Genomic DNA, 17,518 nt, shown 5'->3' on the forward strand with positions numbered 1-17,518 from the left:
CGGTTTCACGACACGTTACCTTCTGGTCACTCCGGGGCATTGCCACGTAGATCGGGCTGGGCGATGGTCAACCAAGACATCGGTGAGATCCCGCGCGGAGGACCCCATGACACTGTCCCGATCGTTGCGCACAACCCTGACCGCACTCCCACTCGCAGGCGCGATGGCTCTGGGACTCGCCGTCCCGGCCGCCGCCGAGCCACCCGGCATCCCGGATCCGGCGACCGCCCAGAACCTGCTCGGCGAGCTGACCGTCGCGGCCGAGGGCTCGATGGACGGCTACGACCGGGACAAGTTCCCGCACTGGAGTTCCGGCCCGGAGAACTGCAACACGCGCGAGTCGGTGCTCAAGCGCGACGGGGAAGGCGTGGAAGTGGGCACCGACTGCTACCCGACCGACGGAACCTGGTTCAGCCCGTACGACGGCGAGTCCTGGAGCCAGCCTTCCGATGTGGACATCGACCACGTGGTTCCGCTTGCCGCGGCGTGGCGTTCCGGTGCGGCCGACTGGACCACCGACCGGCGAGAGTCCTTCGCCAACGACCTCGACGCCCCGCAGCTGATCGCGGTGACCGACAACGTCAACCAGGAGAAGGGCGACCAGACACCGGCCGACTGGATGCCCCCGGCGACCGGCTATCACTGCACCTACGCGTCGATGTGGGTCGCTGCGAAGCACAAGTGGGAACTGACGATCACCGAGGGTGAGCGGTCCGCGCTGCAGACCGCGCTGGACGGCTGCTGACCGCGCCCGGTGCTGCTCCCGGCAGGCCGGGCTCTTCGGCGAGTGGGCCTGCCGGTTGCCGGACACGCGGTCGTCGTTGAGGCTGTCGGTATGGGTGGCACCGACGACGGGGGCGGGACGCTGCGTTCGGCCGTGACCGCACCCCCCGGCGGCATCATGGCCGACGAGGTCGGAGTGATCACCGGCGAGCTGGAACTGGCGACCCGCTACGAGGACGGCGACGTGACGGTGTGGTTGCGCTACGCGGGCGCGCTGGAGTGGTACCGGATCACCGCTGCCGACTGCGAGCTGTACGACGAGCGGGATCACGCGGCGCTGCACTCGGCCCTGGTTGCCGTGCTCCACCGTCCGACCGCGCACCTGCGCGGCTGATCAGGCGGACTCCTCCGGACCGTCGGTGGCGTCCGCGTGGAGCGGCGGCAGCGTGGAGATCGCCTCCGTTCGGTTCAGGCCGGTCGCTTGGAGCAGGTCGACGGCGATGGAGCGCACCTGCAGCACCACCACCTGCATCGAGAAGTCGCCGTCGCCCAGCAACCCCACCGAGGATTTTCGGGCCACCACCCGGGTGGCTTCCCGCGCCTGCAGCGGTTCGGTGCCGCTGGCCAGCTCGTCTCGCAGGAGCACCACGGCTCCCGCGAGTTCTTCGAGTAGACCCGGTAGCGGGCGGGGCACCGGCTCCTGGTCCTGCAGCGCCGCCAGCGCCCGCCGGGCCAGCACGCGGGTGTTGCGCAACGCCCGGTCAATCGGCGTGGCGGCTGCCTCGTAGCGGTCGAGCTCCCCTCGCCGGTGCCACCGGATCGGTGCGAACCGGGCGATCTCGTGCCCGGCGGCCAGGGCCGTCCGGAACTCGTCCACCGACCCCTGGCTCTTGCGGGCCGAGGCGAGCACGTCCGAGGCCATGTCGGCGTCCTGCCTGGAAACGGCACCCGCGACGCCGCGCAACGCGTCGGCCAGCGCGCCGAGCACGAGGCGTCCGTTGCGGTGCGCGACCGCCAGCGGATTCGCGGGCAGCAGTGCGGCGACGACGAACCCGACGAGCCCGCCGACGGCGGCGTCGACCATCCGACTCGGGCCACCCATCGTCGCGGGCGGCAGCAGGGTGGCCACCAGCACCGAGGACGACGCCGCCTGCAGCACGATGATCGCGCCGCTGTCCAGCAGCACGGCGGTGCCCATGGCCAGTGCGACGACCAACGTGATCTGCCAGGGCCCGGTCCCGATGATCGAGATCAGGATGTCGCCGACCCCGATCCCGATGCTCACTCCGACGACCAGTTCGAGCGTCCGACGCATGCGTTGCCCGAGCGAGACGCCGAGCGAGATGACGGCGGCGATGGGCGCGAAGAACGGTTGCGGGTGGCCGATCACGTGTACGGCCAGCGCCCACGCGATTCCCGCGGCCACCGCGCACTGGATGATCGGGATACCGGCTCTGAAGAGCCGTCGGAGCCGTCGGCTGATTTCCTGGCGCAAGCGGTGCACGGGTGTCATTGTCCGCCACGTCCCGCTGTCGGCAGGTGTGAGCGGTACAACGTTTTGCCGAGCTTCCGTCAGCGCCTTCGATCAGCCCAGCGCCTTCGATCAGCCCAGCGCCTTCGATCAACCCCGAGCCGACCGGCCCCGAGTCGATCAACCCCGAGTCGATCAGCCCCGAGCCGGCCGGCCCCGAGCCGGCTGGGTCAGGCCAGGCCGGTCGCTTCCAGCGAAGCGGGGTCGCTGTCGGCGAGCAGTTGGCGGCAGCGCTCGAACTCGTCGTCCTCACCGATGCTGCGGGCTGCCTTGGCCAGCACGGCGACCGCACGCAGCACTCCCTGGTTGGGGCGGTGCCGCCACGGGACCGGTCCGAATCCCTTCCAGCCGGACTTGCGCAGGGCGTCCAGCCCGCGGTGGTAGCCGGTGCGCGCGTACGCGTACGCGGCGATGACCTCGTCGGACTCCAGTGCGGCTTCGCCGAGCTGGGCCCAGGCGGCGCTGAACGTCGGGTGTTCGGCGGCGACCGTCGCGGGATTCGTGCCGGCGTCCAGGGCGGCCTGCGCCGACTCGTTCTCCGGAAGCAGTGTTTCGGGCGGTTCCAGCAGGTTCTCCATGGCGCAATCCTGTCAGTAGACCGGCTCTGCGAAGCACAACGGCCCGCCCGGTGCCGGGCGGGCCGTCGGTCGTGCGGGCCGGTGCCTCAGCCGACCAGCTTGCGGCCGCTCGACTTGAGCGACTCGCAACCGTCGACCACGCGCTGGGCCATCGCCTGCTCGGCGGCCTTGAGGTAGCTGCGCGGGTCGTAGAGCTTCTTGTTGCCGACTTCACCGTCGACCTTGAGCACACCGTCGTAGTTCTTGAACATGTGCTCGGCGATCGGCCGGGTGAAGGCGTACTGGGTGTCGGTGTCGATGTTCATCTTCACCACGCCGTAGGAGAGCGCCTCGTGGATCTCCTCCAGCAACGACCCCGAACCGCCGTGGAAGACGAGGTCGAACGGCTTCGACCCGGCGGGCAGGCCGAGCTTCTGGGAGGCGACTTCCTGGCCCTGCTTGAGGATCTCCGGGCGGAGCTTGACGTTGCCCGGCTTGTAGACGCCGTGCACGTTGCCGAACGTGGCGGCAAGCAGGTAACGCCCCTTCTCGCCGCCGCCGAGGGCTTCCACGGTGTGCTCGTAGTCGCCGGGGGCGGTGTAGAGCTTCTCGTTGATGTCGTTGGCGACACCGTCCTCCTCGCCGCCGACGACGCCGACCTCCAGTTCCAGGATGATCTTCGCCTTGGCGGAGGCCTCCAGCAGCTCGCTGGCGATCTGGAGGTTCTCGTGGAGCTCGATGGCCGAACCGTCCCACATGTGCGACTGGAACAGCGGGTTCTCACCGCGGTTGACCCGCTCCTGGCTGATCTCGATCAGCGGACGGACGAAACCGTCGAGCTTGTCCTTGGGGCAGTGGTCGGTGTGCAGCGCGATGTTCACCGGGTACTTGTCCGCGACCACGTGGGCGTACTCCGCCAGCGCGGTCGCACCGGTGACCATGTCCTTGACCTTGGTCCCGGATGCGAACTCGGAACCACCGGTCGAAACCTGGATGATGCCGTCGCTCTCGGCTTCGGCGAAGCCACGCAGCGCCGCGTTGAGCGTCTCCGACGAGGTCACGTTGATCGCCGGGTAGGCGAACTCGTTCGACTTCGCCTTGTCGATCATCTCCGCGTAGACCTCGGGGGTCGCGATGGGCATCGATGTCCTCCTCGGGGATGGAGCTTTTCTGGTGGCGGGGAGTTGCGCGGAATCCAACGAGTCCGCAGGGATCCTGTGGGGGCTCGTGCAGCCCGGCGCTCCACGTTCGCGTCACAGTGAAAACAACTGGATCGGTGTGGATACCAATCCCTGTCACAATCCTCACACGTGCGGGCCGTGGTGAACTCCTTCACCCTGCCCGGTTCGCCCCTTCGGGGGCCCGTCCGTTCCAGCGGTGAAGGGGTCAGGACAGCCAGGATCCGGTGGCCGCCGTCCACCCCCGAATGGTGGTTTCGGCGATCACACCCGCTTCGGTGTACGGGTCCTTGTCGATGACCTCGCGGAGCTCGTCCTCGTCGGCGACTTCGTAGAGCAGCAGTGCACCCGTGTCGTCCGCGAACGGTCCGCCCGCGAGGAGCACGCCCTTCGCCGCGAGTTCTCGGGCGTACTCCCGGTGCGCCGGCCGCACAGCCTGCAGGTGCTCACGGTCTTCGCCGTACACCAGCTCGACCACGAACTTCGCCATCGTCGATCTCCGTTCCTCCAGATAACGATTTGCGGGCGACGCTACCCGGTTCCGGGCCGGTGGCCGCACCGCTACCGGTACTTTCGGTTCATGGTCGACGACGGAAAGCCCCGGATCGAGCGCAGCGTCGAGCGGACGTTGGGGCACCTGCGCGCGTTGGACTCGTCCTCGGCCGAGGTGTCGGATTCCCCGCTCACGCTGGAAGATCTCTACCGCGACCAGCGAATGCGCATGGTCCGGCTGGCGATCCTGCTCGTCGACGAACCGGCGACTGCCGAGGACGTGGTGCAGGAGGCCTTCACCGGTCTCTACCGGAACTGGGCGAACCTCCGGGACGCCAAAGCCGCGCTCGGATACCTGCGCACGGCCGTGGTCAACGGCAGTCGTTCGGTGCTGCGTCGGCGCAAGACCGCGCGGGAGTACCAGCCACCGCACCAGGCCGACGCCCGCTCGGCGGAGTCGTTGGCGATGCTCTCCGCCGAGCACCAGGCGGTGGTGACCGCGTTGGCCGAACTTCCCCGGCGCCAGCGGGAAGTTCTGGTGCTGCGCTACTACGGAGACCTGTCCGAGGCCGATATCTCCGAGGCGACCGGGGTTTCGAAGGGAACGGTGAAGTCCACCGCCAGTCGCGCGCTGGAGGCGCTGCAGAAGATCATCAACTGAATGTAGTGCGGAGGCCCCGGATGGGCCCGAACCCGGGCGGGCTGATGCCCGAGCCACCGGCCCGGTTATGGCACCACCACGCCGAAGAAGGTCACGTCGCGAGCAACCCCACATCCGGCTGGTGTAGACCACTGATGGGTCGATGGCGGAGGATCGTCGTATCGATTCACGCTCGCCGGTCTCGTCGGCGGCGCCCGGTGACCGAAGGACGGTACGCACGATGAGCACGCCATCGCCTGGCCACGACTTCACGCTGTCCGGCGCGCGCGTCGTCACGCCCGGAGGAGTGGTGGACGACGCCCGGGTGCGGGTGGTCGGCGGAGTCATCGAGGAGGTGGCGACCGGCGGCCCGCCCCCAGGTGCGCCCCCAGGTGCGACTGCCGGGAACAGCGTCGACCTCGGTGGCGGCTGGCTCGTGCCCGGTTTCGTCGATCTGCACTGCCACGGCGGCGGCGGGGCGTCGTTCAACTCGTTGGCGCCCGGGCAGGCGGTGACGGCTGCCGAGACCCACCTGCGGCACGGAACGACCACCCTTGTGGCCAGCCTGGTCTCCGCGTCGTTGCCACTGCTGACCGAGCAGATCGGTGCGCTGCGCGAACTCGTCACCGACGGCCTGATCGCCGGTATCCATCTCGAAGGGCCGTTCCTGGCGGACGTTCGCTGCGGGGCGCACGACCCGGCGGTCCTGCGTCCCCCCGAAGCGGACGTGGTCGAACAGCTCCTCCGGGCGGGGCGGGACGCGATCACGATGGTGACGCTGGCGCCGGAGCTCGAACATGCGAACAACGCCGTTCGCCGGCTGGTGGACAACGGGGTGATCGCCGCGATCGGGCACACCGACGCGGTGCTGGAGCAGGTCGTGCCTGCCGTGGACGCGGGTGCTTCGGTGGCCACCCACCTGTTCAACGGCATGCGACCGCTGCACCACCGGGAGCCGGGACCGATCGGCGCGCTGCTGGACGACGAGCGGGTCACCGTCGAGTTGATCTGCGACCTGGTGCACCTGCACCCGGCCGTGGTGAAACTCGCGGCAGGCCACGCCGGTGCCGGACGGACAGCATTGGTGACCGACGCGATCAGCGCGACCGCTGCCGGCGACGGTATCTACGAGCTGGGTGAGCTGCCCGTGACCGTGGTCGACGGGGAACCCCGGCTCGCGGACGGGTCGTTGGCCGGGAGCACGCTGACGATGGATCGCGCCTTCCGGAACATGGTCGGATGCGGCCTTTCGGTGCCGGACGCGGTGGCGGCCACCGCGACGACTCCGGCAGCGCTGCTCGGCGCCTCCGGCCGCATCGGCGCGATCCGTCCCGGCCTCGCGGCCGATCTGGTGTCCTTGGACGACGACCTCCGGCTGCGCCGTGTGATGCGGCACGGCGCGTGGGTGGGGTGACCGGACCGCCGCCGAGTCGTCCCCGGCGAGACGTGTCCGGTGAATCGTGTCGATCTCGTCGGGTCTCGGTTCCGCTCGGAGCTATCCTTGCGGTATGAGCACCTCAGGGGGCGAGAACCCGGAGCGCGTGTTGTCGGCCGCGCTGCGGGCGCAGGCCGCGGGTGGCGGGGTGCCGCAGCCGACCTCGACCGGTGACCGCACGGCGCGGGAACCGCAGGAACGGCGGTCCGGCCGGATCCCGGTGGCGCGAGTGCTGTTGGCCGCGGTGTTGCTCGGTGTGGCGGCCGGGATGCTCGCCGGATTCTTCTCGCTGACCGGATTGCCGCTGCCGTGATTGCCGCTGCTCCTGATTCCCGCGCTGCCGTGATTCCCGCGCTGCCCTGAGCGCTCGGTGCGCACGCCCGGAACCCGGACGTGCGTGCGGTGTCGGATGGTGGTCGGCGAGAGGATGACCGTGCCGTGGCCGAAAGCCGGGTCAATGTACCGTTGGCGAGCGTGATGCCAGAACTGCCCGCGACGCTCGATGCCGCAAGTACGTCTTCGCTCGCTCTGCTCCCGGCGTGGCTCGACCCCGAGAACATCATCCAGGCGATGGGCCCGTTCGCTCTCATCGGCGTGTGCCTGATCATTTTCGCCGAATGTGGTCTGCTCGCCGGTTTCTTCCTGCCCGGTGACTCACTGCTGTTCGTCGCGGGCCTGTTCGTGGCCTCCGGTGCGATCGACACCCCGATCTGGCTGGTGTGCGTGTTGCTGTCGGTGTGCGCGTTCGTCGGGAACGTGACCGGTTACTGGATCGGCCGCAAGGTCGGCCCCGCGCTGTTCAACAAGGCCGACTCGAAGGTGTTCAAGCAGGAGCACGTCGACAAGACCCACGACTTCTTCGAGCGCTACGGCGCCCGCGCGATCATTCTGGCCAGGTTCGTGCCGATCGTCCGCACCTTCATCACGGCTGTCGCCGGGGTCGGAAAGATGGATCAGCGGAAGTTCTTCATCTACTCCGCCGTCGGCGGTGTGCTCTGGACCGTGAGCATGTCGCTGCTCGGCTACTTCCTCGGGAACATTCCCTGGATCAAGGAAAACCTCGAAATGATGGCGTTGGTGATCGTGGTGTTCTCGATCGTGCCGATCATCTTCGAGTATGTGCGCAGCAAGCGGCAGAAGGCCCGCAACCTGACCACCTGACCGAGTTTCGGCCGATCGAGTTTCGGCCGATCGAGTTCAACGCGACCGAATCGGGGTGCGGATCCGGTGATCCGCACCCCGATTCGTGTTGAACGCCTTCCCCGGCGAGGACGCTCGTCCCCTCGCCGCCCCCGGCCGCCGCTGTTGGCGAGCCCGGCGGCTCTCCCCGCATCGAGCGATGAACCTCGTGCTCACCGGCGCGCGCTCGGCGGAATGCCGCCCGCTCCGCCCACGCGTCCCGGTTCCCTTCTGTCCTGCGTGCAACCCCGCTTCCGCCCCGCCCGTATCAGCGGGTGGGGACAGCGGAAAGGGGATCACTGAATGCGGGCAGAGTTCGAAGAGTCGTTCCGCGAGTTCGCCCGGGACCGTGCGGTGGTGCTGCGGCGCAGCGCGTTTCTGCTCTGCGGCGACTGGCACCTGGCCGAGGACCTCGTCCAGAACACGCTCGTCAAGCTCTACCGGGCGTGGAAACGGGTCGAGCGCGATACGGCGGACGCCTACGCGCGCAAAGTGCTCCTGCGCACCTGGTTGGACGAACGGCGCCGACCATGGCGCCGTGCGGAGGAACGCAGCGGCGTGGTGCCGGAAACCGGCGATGTTGGTGCCGACCCGGCCGTGGCGGGCCAACTCGCGCGCACCCGGCACGTGCTGTTGCGTGCGCTGGCCGAGGTTCCACCACGACAGCGGGCCGTGCTGGTTCTGCGCTATTGGGAGGACCTGCCCACGGCCGAGGTGGCCGCCGCGCTGGGGTGTTCGGAAGGAACGGTCAAGAGTCAGGCGTCACGGGGTTTGCGCTGCCTGCGCGCCGTGCTCGCGAGGACGGATCCCGCAATGGCCGGGGTCGGTACCGGGAAGGACGTGTGATGGACGAGCAACACCTACGCGAGGGAATGCGGACCGCCGTCGGCGAGGAACCGCCGTTGGGCTTCGATCCCGACGAGCTGGCCACCAAGGCGGGTCACGCGCGACGCAAGCGGGTCACCGCGCTCGGGGCCGGGCTGTCAACGCTGGTGGTTCTGGGGTTGGTCGCCGTGCTCCCGGCTGTCGGGGGCAGCGAGTTCGAGGAGGTGGCGGCGGCGTCACCGGTGGTGGACCGGAGCTGGCCGATGCCGGAGTGGCCACCGAGCGGTGTCGAAAAAGTTCGACTGTCCGATGAGGAACTGTGGCCGCGAGCCGAGCGGATCCGGCGGCACCTGGCCGAGATCTTCCCGGGGTACGCCCCCGACGCGCGGAACATCGACGTGGACGTGACCGGGGGCGTGGGCCGCTTGGTCAAGGCCGTTGACAAGACCGCGCTGCACTTCCGGCTGGCCTTCGCCGACGAAGTGGGACCGACCGAGGTCAACCTGCAGGTCTACGCACCGGGTTCGTTCCCGCACTCACCGCGGGAGGTGTGCACCACGGGCGAGCACGCCCGTTGCACCGTGCGTCCTCAAGAAGACGGGTCGGTCTTCGTGGAATCGGAGTCGACGACCCGCTACGAGGGACGTCCGGTTCTCCAGACGGTGCACCAGTTCCGGCCCGACGGCACGGTCCGCTTCGTCACCGCCTACAGCTACGACCTGGCGGCACCGGACGCGGAATCGGGGCAGGTGCGGGATTACCCGACGCTGAGCATCGCTCAGCTCACCAAGTTGGCGTCCGATCCGTTACTGACGCTGGACGAATAGCACCCGGCACGGGCGTCGCGTTCGTTTCGAACCGCTCCGTGCCCGGACAAAACCGGACGAAACCGGGAAAAACCCGGTAGATGTCGGATCCACCGCATACCGGACCCGCCGAATGTGGTGGGTCCACAACCGAAGAGGAGCATTCATGCGCACCAAGACACGTGCCCGCCGGTTCGCGGTCTCGTTACCCTTCGTTCTCGCCGCGCTGCTCGCCGCCCCGCTCGCCGCTTCGGCAGCGGACGGCCCCGGGGCAGGCGGAACGAGCGGGGAAGTGCCGGACATCGTGTGGCCGCCGGAGGGAACCGTGCCGCCCGACCTCTCGGACGACGAGCTCGCCACCCGCACCGAAGAGCTACGGGATCGGCTGGGTTCGGTGTTCGGCGAGGTCGTGCCCCAAGTCGAGGGGATCGCGGTGAGCAGGCCGGAACCTGTCGACGGGAACGCGAACATCCAGGGGCGCGCGACGTTCCACGACGAGCTCGGCAATACGGCCGTGACGGCCCAGTACACCGCGCCGGGTTACCTCACCGAGTCGCCTCGGGAGTCGTGCGCCAGCGACAAGTACTTCACGGTGGTCAGCTGCGAGGGTGAGCGGCTCGACGACGGATCCGTCCTGGTGCGCAGTATCGGGCACAGCGGAGACCCCGCCTACGCGGTGGCCACGAGCCGTCACTACCTGCTCGACGGCAGTGTGACCATGTTCTCCAGCTATACCTACGATCCCGCGTTCGGCGGGGACGACGAGCTGCGGGACGAAGTCGCCGTTCCGCACCACCAGCTCGACGTGCTGGCCACCGACCCGGAGCTCACGTACTCGTAGGCGTGGTGACGGTTCGCCGCGTCGGACCGTTTCGGCAGGTCACCCGCGGCGGGGTAGACGACCCCGCCGCGGGTGTCGCCAGTATCCTGGCTACCTGTGACCGCCAAGCCCAGCCTCCCGAACGTCCTGGCCGCCCGCTACGCCTCGCCCGAGCTGGTCGAGCTGTGGTCTCCGCAGCACAAGATCATCCAGGAGCGCCGCCTGTGGCTCGCCGTCCTGCGCGCTCAAGCCGACCTCGGAATCGACGTGCCGGAACAGGCGCTGGCCGACTACGAACGCGTGCTGGAGCAGGTGGATCTGGACTCGATCGCCGCACGTGAGCGCGAGACCCGGCACGACGTGAAGGCCCGCATCGAGGAGTTCAACGCGCTCGCCGGGCACGAACACGTGCACAAGGGTATGACCTCGCGCGACCTCACCGAGAACGTCGAGCAGCTGCAGGTGCGCCGCAGCCTCGAACTCGTGCGGGACCGCTCGGTCGCGGTACTGGCGAGGCTCGGCAAGCTGGCCGCCGAGCACGGTGAGCTGGTCATGGCCGGTCGCTCGCACAACGTCGCCGCCCAGGCCACCACGCTCGGAAAGCGGTTCGCCACCGCCGCCGACGAGCTCCTCGTCGGTTTCCGGCGGCTGGAGGAACTGCTCGGCCGGTACCCGCTGCGCGGCATCAAGGGCCCGATGGGCACCTCGCAGGACATGCTGGACCTGCTCGGCGACGCGGGAAACCTCGCCGACCTCGAACAGCGCATCGCCGATCACCTGGGATTCGGTCGCACGCTCACCAGCGTCGGGCAGGTCTATCCCCGCTCGCTGGACTTCGAGGTGCTGACGACCCTCGCCCAACTCGCGGCCGCACCCTCCAACGTGGCGACGACCGTCCGGTTGATGGCCGGGCACGAGCTGGTCACCGAAGGCTTCAAGCCGGGCCAGGTGGGCTCCAGCGCGATGCCGCACAAGATGAACACCCGGTCCTGCGAGCGCATCAACGGCTTGGCGGTGATCCTGCGCGGGTACGTGTCCATGACCGGCGAGTTGGCCGGGGACCAGTGGAACGAGGGCGATGTCTCCTGCTCGGTGGTTCGCCGGATCGCCCTGCCGGACGCGTTCTTCGCATTCGACGGCCTGCTCGAAACGTTCATGACCGTGCTCGACGAGTTCGGTGCCTACCCCGCCGTGGTCGCTCGCGAGCTCGACCGCTACCTGCCGTTCCTGGCCACCACCAAGGTGCTGATGGCGGCCGTGCGGGCGGGTGTCGGCCGGGAGACGGCGCACGAGGCGATCAAGGAGAACGCGGTCGCCGTTGCCCTGGCCATGCGGGAGGAGGGCATCGAGCGCAACGATCTGCTCGACAGGCTGGCCGCCGACGACCGCCTGCCGCTGGGGCGCGAAGAGCTCGGGGAGCTGCTCGCGGACCGGCTCGACTTCACCGGCGCGGCCGCCTCCCAGGTCGGAGACGTCGTCGCCGAGATCGAGGAGATCACCGCCCGGCACCCGGAGGCCGCGGCCTACGCGCCCGCCCCCATCCTCTGATCCTGCGGTCCGGGAGGCAGCGGATGGGCTGCTTCCCGGACCGTCCACCGGTCAACGGTTACGGCGCGTTCCGGCCGAACCTCTTAGGCTGGTTAACGTATTCATACGTAGCAATTGGGGCATGGTTCCGGCTGTCGGAACCATGCGGAGGAAACATGGCCACAACTCACGCGATCGCAGTCCCGAGCCCGGGTGCTCCGATGGAGCAGACCACCATCGAACGCCGCGAGCTCCGGCCGGACGACGTGCGGATCGACATCGCGTACGCGGGGATCTGCCACAGCGACATCCACCAGGCCCGCGAGGAGTGGGGCGCGAGCATCTTCCCGATGGTGCCCGGCCACGAGATCGCCGGCGTGGTTTCGGACGTCGGCGCGGACGTGCACTCCTACCAGGTCGGTGACCGGGTCGGAGTGGGCTGCATGGTCGACTCCTGCGGCAAGTGCGACACCTGCGTCGCGGGCCAGGAGCAGTTCTGCGTCGAGGGCAACGTGCCCACCTACAACGGTGTCGGCTTCGACGGCGAGAACACCTACGGCGGATACAGCCGGCAGGTCGTGGTCAAGGAGTCCTTCGTCTGCGGCATCCCGGAAGGGATCGGACTCGACATCGCGGCGCCACTGCTGTGCGCGGGCATCACCACCTACTCGCCGCTGCGACGCTGGAACGCGGGACCGGGCAAGCAGGTCGCGGTCGTCGGCCTCGGCGGTCTCGGCCACATGGCGGTCAAGATCGCCGCGGCCATGGGCGCGGACGTCACCGTGCTGAGCCAGAGCCTGAAGAAGCAGGAGGACGGGATCCGGCTCGGGGCCAAGGAGTACTACGCCACCAGCGACGAAACCACCTTCGCAACTCTCAAGGGCCGCTTCGACCTCATCCTCAACACGGTTTCGGCCGAACTGCCGATCGACTCGTACCTCTCGCTGCTGTCCACGGGCGGGGCGATGGTCAACGTCGGTGCGCCGAGCAGCCCGCTGTCCTACAACGCCTTCTCGCTGATCGCGGGCAACAAGGCGCTCGCCGGGTCGCTCATCGGCGGCATCGCCGAGACCCAGGAGATGCTGGACTTCTGCGCGGCGCACGGGATCGGCGCCGAGATCGAACTGCTCTCCGCCGACGAGGTGAACACCGCCTACGAGCGGGTGGAGAACAGCGACGTCCGGTACCGGTTCGTCATCGACACCTCCACCATCGGGGCAGCCTGACTGTCTGGATCCGCCGGGTCCGCGTCGGCCCGCGCGACGGAATTCGTCCGCGCGGGCCCGGCGGGCGCGGGGCCTCCTACTCGGGTGACGCCCCGGTGGGAGACAATCGCGAACGTGGTTGCACTCGCCGATTACCCCCAGGTCGCCGCCGGTAAGGTCCGCCAGCTCTACGCTGTCGACGACCAGCACCTGCTGATGGTTGCCTCCGACCGCATTTCGGCGTACGACCACGTGCTGGACAGTCCTATCCCGGACAAGGGACGGGTGCTGACCGCGATGAGCGTCTTCTGGTTCGACCTGCTCTCCGATGTGGTCCCGAACCACCTGGCCGCGGCCGACGACCCCCGGATCCCCGAGGAGGTGCGTGGTCGCGCTCTGCTCGTGCGCAGGCTGGAGATGCTTCCCGTCGAGTGCGTCGCCCGCGGTTACCTCACCGGGTCGGGGATGGCCGACTACCTCGACACCGGCGCGGTGTGCGGTGTCGCGCTGCCCGATGGGCTCATCGAGTCGTCCAGGTTGCCGGAACCCGTCTTCACTCCGGCGACGAAGGCGGAGATCGGCGCCCACGACGAGAACGTCAGCTTCGACGCGGTCGCCGAGACCGTGGGCGAGGAGCGGGCCGAGCAGCTGCGCGAGGTGACCCTGCGGGTGTACCGGCGGGCCGCCGAGCACGCGGAGACGCGCGGAGTGATCCTCGCCGACACGAAGTTCGAGTTCGGCCTGGCGGCGGACGGGTCGCTGGTCCTGGGTGACGAGGTGCTGACCCCCGACTCGTCGCGGTATTGGCCCGCGAGCGACTACGAGCCCGGTCGGGTGCAGCCGTCGTTCGACAAGCAGTACGTGCGGGACTGGCTGACCTCGTCGGCTTCGGGGTGGGACCGCGCCTCCGATGTGCAGCCGCCCCCGCTGCCCGATGACGTCGTGGCCGCCACTCGCGCCCGCTACGTCGAGGCCTACGAGAAGATCACCGGGCGCGACCTCGCGGACTGGCCGGCTCCCCTGGTCTGACCCGGCGCGTTCGATCGCGCCGCTCGGACCCGGCATCGTTCGGACCTGCCGCGTTCCGAGCCGGTGTTCTCCGTCCGCTGACGCGTTCACCGCCGGGTTTCGCCGGTCGTGCATTCCCCGCTCACGCCGACGTCAGCGGGTGGACACCCACGTGAGGTCCACTTGAAGACCGTGAGCATGCCGCTCGTGGTGTCGCTGTCCGGGATCGGGATCCGAGCGCTGGACCGGTGCGCGGATTTCGCGGCCGAACTCGACCGAAGACAGGTACCGCTGTCGCTGCTCGTCGCGCCGAGGCCCGCCGAGGACTCCCGTCCGCACGAACAGGTGCTGAGCTGGGTCCGTTCCCGCGCTGCGAGCGGCGATGCGGTGAGTCTGCACGGCTTCGACCACGCCCCCACCCCGTCGTCGATGCCTCTCCGGCTGGCCCGCACGCCACGACGACCGTCCGCCGCGTTGCGCGGGGCCGAATTCGCCGCGCTCCCGGCGCACGAAGCGGGACTCCGATTGGCCGCCGCGCGAGCGGTACTGGACCGGCTGGACCTGCGCACCGGCACGTTCGTGCCACCGCGATGGCTCGCTTCGCCGGGGACGGTGACCGCGCTCGCACGGCACGGGTTCGAGGTGTGCGCTGACGCGATGACCGTTCGCGATCTCCGCAGCGGTCGGGTTCACCGGTGCAGGCTGCACGCGCTCGGCCCGGGGCACCGCGCTGAACCGTGGTGGTGTCGCGCGCTCCTCCTCGGTGTGGGGCGGGCCGCGCGGCGGCAACGCGCGATCCGGCTGGCCGTCGACGCAGCGGACCTCGATCGTCCGGGTCCGCGGCAGGCCGTGCTGGATTCCGTCGAGCTCGCCCTGCACCACGGGGCCCGACCGGTCACGTACGGCTCGTTTCCCGCCTTCGGCGAAGGCTGAGCGCGTGGTGGCGCACGTCGCCGCCGAACATGACACCTCTTTCATGTCGGGTTCAGTGGTCACTCACACCCGGGTCCGAAGCTGGTCTTGTCCGAAACGGAAGACGGAGCTTGCGGAAGGCAGTGACATGAGCATTCGGAATGGGAAGCGAACCTGGTTGATGGTGTCCGCGGTCGTCGCGACCGTGGGGCTCGGGGGAACCGGCATCGCGGTGGCGGGCGCGACGGACTCGTCCCCGAAGGAGGTGGGCACCGGCACGGTGCAGGAGCTTCCGGTCGAGCCCGGGCCTGCCGGGCCGGGGCACGCTCGGCTCGACGACGGCCGGGATGACGACGGCCGGGATGACCGCCACGAACGGGACGACGACGGCCGGGGCGACGACGACCGGGACGATCGTCACGAACGGGACGACGACGGCCGGGGCGACGACGACCGGGACGACCGTCACGAACGGGATGACCGGCACGAACTGGACGACCGGGACGACAACGACGACGGTCACGACGACAACGACGACGGTCACGACGACTGAGCTCGCGAGCGGTGGCCGACTCGGGTGTCCTCGGGTCGGCCACGGTGCTCACGCCCCCGGAGCCGGTACACCGGAGCCAGTACACCGGAGCCGGTAGCTCCGAGAACGAGCGCCACCGGGCTTCGCAGTGGGGCGCGGTGGCTCAGACGGTGGCGGGATCACCCCGGTCGAGCACACGCACGGCCGTGTCCTCGGGGCCGAGTTCTTCGAAGCGCCGGTAGTGCATCGCGGGCATGGCGAGCACCGCTTCGTGGATCGGCACCGCGACCCGGGGCGCCACCGCCCGCAGGAAGTCGATCGCCTCGGACAGTTTCAGCCACGGCGCCCCCGTGGGGAGTCCGAGCACGTCGATGGCCTGCTCGGGAACGTGGAACGCGTCCCCGGGGTGGTAGAAGGCGCCGTGATCGACCACGTAGCCGATGTTGTCCACCTGCGGCAGGTCGGGATGGATCACCGCGTGCTTGCCGCCGACGACGTTGAACGCGAACTCGCCGACGTCGAACGAGTCGCCCGCATCGGCGGCCGTGGGCGTGAACCCGCGCCCCACCAGGATCTCGGCGGAGCCGGTGTCGGTGATCAGCTGTGCTTGCCGGTTGTTCTCGATCAATGCCGGGAGTCGGTCGACATCGACGTGGTCGGCGTGCTGGTGGGTGATGACGATGGCATCCAGATCACGCAGGTCCTCGAAAGCGGTGGAGAACGCGCCGGGATCGAACAGCACTCGGGTCGTGTCCTTCTCCAGCAGCACGCACGAATGGCCGAAGTGGGTGATGCGCAACGCGCTCTCCTCTCGTTGATGTCGTCGCGTCCAATGTCGCACGATCACCGGTCACCCACCGCGCCTCAACGCAACAGCTCGGCCTCCTCCTCGGCGGTGAGGCCTGCCCTGCGGGGGCGATCGAAGCCGAGCGCGTCCTCATCGGCCAGTGCGGCCCGTACCGTTTCGACGAGCGGACGGATGGCGAGCCCGGCTGCGGACGCGGGTTCGGGATCGTGGCTGGCCAGCCCGTGGTGGGTGCCCGGTAGCCAGAGGGGGAGCGATTTCGGTCCGGCCCAAGGCCGCACACCCGCTTCGACCAGGTCCGCCTCCGGGATCGGGACCGGTTCGGTTCCGTCGGCGGCGGCGAGGTCGGCGATCTCGTCCAGGAACGTCCCCAGCGTCCGCACAGGGCCGACGGCGTCGTAGGTGCCGGTGAGGCGGCGTTCGCCCGCGTCGACGATCCACGCGGCGAGGTCGCGGACATCGATGTGCTGGATGGGTTGCTGGGTTTCGGGGACGACCACTCGACCGCCGCGCCGGAACCGGGCGGGCCAATAGCCGAAGCGGTCCATGGGGTCGCCCGGCCCGGTGATCAAGCCGGGGCGGACCACGAACGCACGCGATTCGCCGATCGCGTCGCGGACGGCGGTTTCGCAGGCGACCTTGGTGCGGCCGTAGGTTTCCGGGCTCTGCTCCTTCGTGGGGCCGGGGTCTCCGCCATCGGGGACGGGGCTGTCGGCGATCGGTTCGTGAACCGGAGCCCCGGGCGCCTGGCCCTTGGTCGCGGTGTCGGAGTACGCGTTGATGCTGGACACGAAGGTCCAGTGCGGTGCGTGGTCGCCGAGCGTCGCGAGCGCGTCGCGCACCCACGGCAGTGACATGGTGGCGACGTCGACCACGGCGTCGAACCGTTCTCCGGCCAGTTTGCGCAGTTCATCCGGCTCGTCCCGGTCGACGCTGACCAGTCGGGCGCCGTCCGGAACCGTTCCGGAACGGCCGCGTGCGGCGCACTGGACGTCGTGGCCGCGGCGTACGGCTTCGGAGGCGACCGCTTGGGACAGGAAGGATGTTCCGCCGAGCACGAGGATGCGCATGGTCCGACTCTGACGCATCGAGGCTCGTGCCGTGCCGGGGTTCGCCACAGGCGGAACCCGCGGGGCTCGATGCGCATGACGCGTGACAGCGGTCACCTCGTGGGGCCGTGTTGAACGAGGATTTGGTCCGGGAGTCCCGTTGCGGGGAGGTGGAACGTGAGTCACACCGCACCACGGGGACCTGACGGTGAGGTCGAACTCCCAGCTCAGTTACCCTTTGGCAGTACTGCTGGCCATCCATCCGGCTCCGCAGGGGCGATGGATTTGCACGAA

Annotated in this window: 20 protein-coding genes; 14 read left to right on the forward strand and 6 right to left on the reverse strand. The window is 69.2% G+C overall.

Annotation, left to right across the window (positions count from 1 at the left end):
* Nucleotides 1-106: 106 nt before the first annotated feature.
* Together ACYVAN_RS11430 and ACYVAN_RS11435 are read left to right on the forward strand one after the other, a co-directional pair.
* A complete protein-coding gene (locus ACYVAN_RS11430) occupies nt 107-745 on the forward strand; it encodes an HNH endonuclease family protein (RefSeq protein WP_460958590.1) in 639 nt (212 codons plus the stop codon).
* Nucleotides 746-835: 90 nt separating this feature from the next.
* Nucleotides 836-1,117, forward strand: a complete 282-nt coding sequence (locus ACYVAN_RS11435) for a hypothetical protein (protein ID WP_460958592.1) — start codon at nt 836-838, stop codon at nt 1,115-1,117.
* Here the strand turns inward: ACYVAN_RS11435 and ACYVAN_RS11440 are convergent, their stop codons facing one another.
* The 4 genes from ACYVAN_RS11440 to ACYVAN_RS11455 form a co-directional block, all read right to left on the reverse strand.
* Nucleotides 1,118-2,227, reverse strand: a complete 1,110-nt coding sequence (locus ACYVAN_RS11440; RefSeq protein ID WP_460958594.1) for an FUSC family protein — start codon at nt 2,225-2,227, stop codon at nt 1,118-1,120.
* A 197-nt stretch (nt 2,228-2,424) separates the two neighbouring features.
* A complete protein-coding gene (locus tag ACYVAN_RS11445) occupies nt 2,425-2,832 on the reverse strand; it encodes a DUF3151 domain-containing protein (RefSeq protein WP_460958596.1) in 408 nt (135 codons plus the stop codon).
* Nucleotides 2,833-2,918: 86 nt separating this feature from the next.
* Nucleotides 2,919-3,953 carry a class II fructose-bisphosphate aldolase gene (fbaA, locus tag ACYVAN_RS11450; RefSeq protein WP_460958598.1) on the reverse strand — a complete coding sequence of 345 codons (1,035 nt, stop codon included), beginning with the start codon at nt 3,951-3,953 and terminating at the stop codon, nt 2,919-2,921.
* A 244-nt stretch (nt 3,954-4,197) separates the two neighbouring features.
* A complete protein-coding gene (locus tag ACYVAN_RS11455) occupies nt 4,198-4,479 on the reverse strand; it encodes a YciI family protein (protein WP_460958600.1) in 282 nt (93 codons plus the stop codon).
* A 90-nt stretch (nt 4,480-4,569) separates the two neighbouring features.
* Between ACYVAN_RS11455 and ACYVAN_RS11460 the strand changes: the two genes are divergently transcribed.
* The 12 genes from ACYVAN_RS11460 (at nt 4,570) to ACYVAN_RS11515 (ending at nt 15,391) form a co-directional block, all read left to right on the forward strand.
* Nucleotides 4,570-5,142 carry a SigE family RNA polymerase sigma factor gene (locus tag ACYVAN_RS11460; RefSeq protein ID WP_460958602.1) on the forward strand — a complete coding sequence of 191 codons (573 nt, stop codon included), beginning with the start codon at nt 4,570-4,572 and terminating at the stop codon, nt 5,140-5,142.
* A 220-nt stretch (nt 5,143-5,362) separates the two neighbouring features.
* Complete coding sequence (nagA, locus tag ACYVAN_RS11465; RefSeq protein ID WP_460958604.1) at nt 5,363-6,535, forward strand: N-acetylglucosamine-6-phosphate deacetylase; 1,173 nt, start codon at nt 5,363-5,365, stop codon at nt 6,533-6,535.
* Nucleotides 6,536-6,629: 94 nt separating this feature from the next.
* Nucleotides 6,630-6,869: a hypothetical protein gene (locus tag ACYVAN_RS11470; RefSeq protein WP_460958606.1), complete on the forward strand. Its 240-nt coding sequence runs from the start codon at nt 6,630-6,632 to the stop codon at nt 6,867-6,869.
* Between the two features lie 125 nt (nt 6,870-6,994).
* Nucleotides 6,995-7,717, forward strand: coding sequence for a DedA family protein (locus tag ACYVAN_RS11475; protein WP_460958608.1), 723 nt, complete (start codon nt 6,995-6,997; stop codon nt 7,715-7,717).
* Nucleotides 7,718-8,038: 321 nt separating this feature from the next.
* Nucleotides 8,039-8,581 carry a SigE family RNA polymerase sigma factor gene (locus ACYVAN_RS11480; RefSeq protein WP_460958610.1) on the forward strand — a complete coding sequence of 181 codons (543 nt, stop codon included), beginning with the start codon at nt 8,039-8,041 and terminating at the stop codon, nt 8,579-8,581.
* Complete coding sequence (locus ACYVAN_RS11485) at nt 8,581-9,387, forward strand: hypothetical protein (protein ID WP_460958612.1); 807 nt, start codon at nt 8,581-8,583, stop codon at nt 9,385-9,387. The genes ACYVAN_RS11480 and ACYVAN_RS11485 overlap by 1 nt, the downstream gene beginning before the upstream one ends.
* Nucleotides 9,388-9,532: 145 nt before the next feature.
* The gene (locus ACYVAN_RS11490) at nt 9,533-10,207 is read left to right on the forward strand and encodes a hypothetical protein (protein WP_460958614.1); all 675 of its coding nucleotides are present in this window, start codon (nt 9,533-9,535) and stop codon (nt 10,205-10,207) included.
* Between the two features lie 96 nt (nt 10,208-10,303).
* Nucleotides 10,304-11,734 carry an adenylosuccinate lyase gene (purB, locus tag ACYVAN_RS11495; protein WP_460958616.1) on the forward strand — a complete coding sequence of 477 codons (1,431 nt, stop codon included), beginning with the start codon at nt 10,304-10,306 and terminating at the stop codon, nt 11,732-11,734.
* A 155-nt stretch (nt 11,735-11,889) separates the two neighbouring features.
* Nucleotides 11,890-12,939, forward strand: coding sequence for an NAD(P)-dependent alcohol dehydrogenase (locus tag ACYVAN_RS11500; protein WP_460958618.1), 1,050 nt, complete (start codon nt 11,890-11,892; stop codon nt 12,937-12,939).
* 114 nt (nt 12,940-13,053) lie between these two features.
* A complete protein-coding gene (locus ACYVAN_RS11505; protein WP_460958620.1) occupies nt 13,054-13,947 on the forward strand; it encodes a phosphoribosylaminoimidazolesuccinocarboxamide synthase in 894 nt (297 codons plus the stop codon).
* Nucleotides 13,948-14,124: 177 nt separating this feature from the next.
* A complete protein-coding gene (locus ACYVAN_RS11510) occupies nt 14,125-14,859 on the forward strand; it encodes a DUF2334 domain-containing protein (RefSeq protein WP_460958725.1) in 735 nt (244 codons plus the stop codon).
* 127 nt (nt 14,860-14,986) lie between these two features.
* Nucleotides 14,987-15,391 carry a hypothetical protein gene (locus tag ACYVAN_RS11515; RefSeq protein ID WP_460958622.1) on the forward strand — a complete coding sequence of 135 codons (405 nt, stop codon included), beginning with the start codon at nt 14,987-14,989 and terminating at the stop codon, nt 15,389-15,391.
* 142 nt (nt 15,392-15,533) lie between these two features.
* Here the strand turns inward: ACYVAN_RS11515 and ACYVAN_RS11520 are convergent, their stop codons facing one another.
* Nucleotides 15,534-16,169 (reverse strand): MBL fold metallo-hydrolase, encoded by a 636-nt coding sequence (locus ACYVAN_RS11520; protein ID WP_460958624.1) that lies wholly within the window; start codon nt 16,167-16,169, stop codon nt 15,534-15,536.
* A gap of 65 nt (nt 16,170-16,234) precedes the next feature.
* Nucleotides 16,235-17,245, reverse strand: a complete 1,011-nt coding sequence (locus ACYVAN_RS11525) for an NAD-dependent epimerase/dehydratase family protein (RefSeq protein WP_460958626.1) — start codon at nt 17,243-17,245, stop codon at nt 16,235-16,237.
* Between the last annotated feature and the right edge of the window lie 273 nt (nt 17,246-17,518).

It is taken from the genome of Parasphingorhabdus pacifica, from assembly GCF_054779195.1.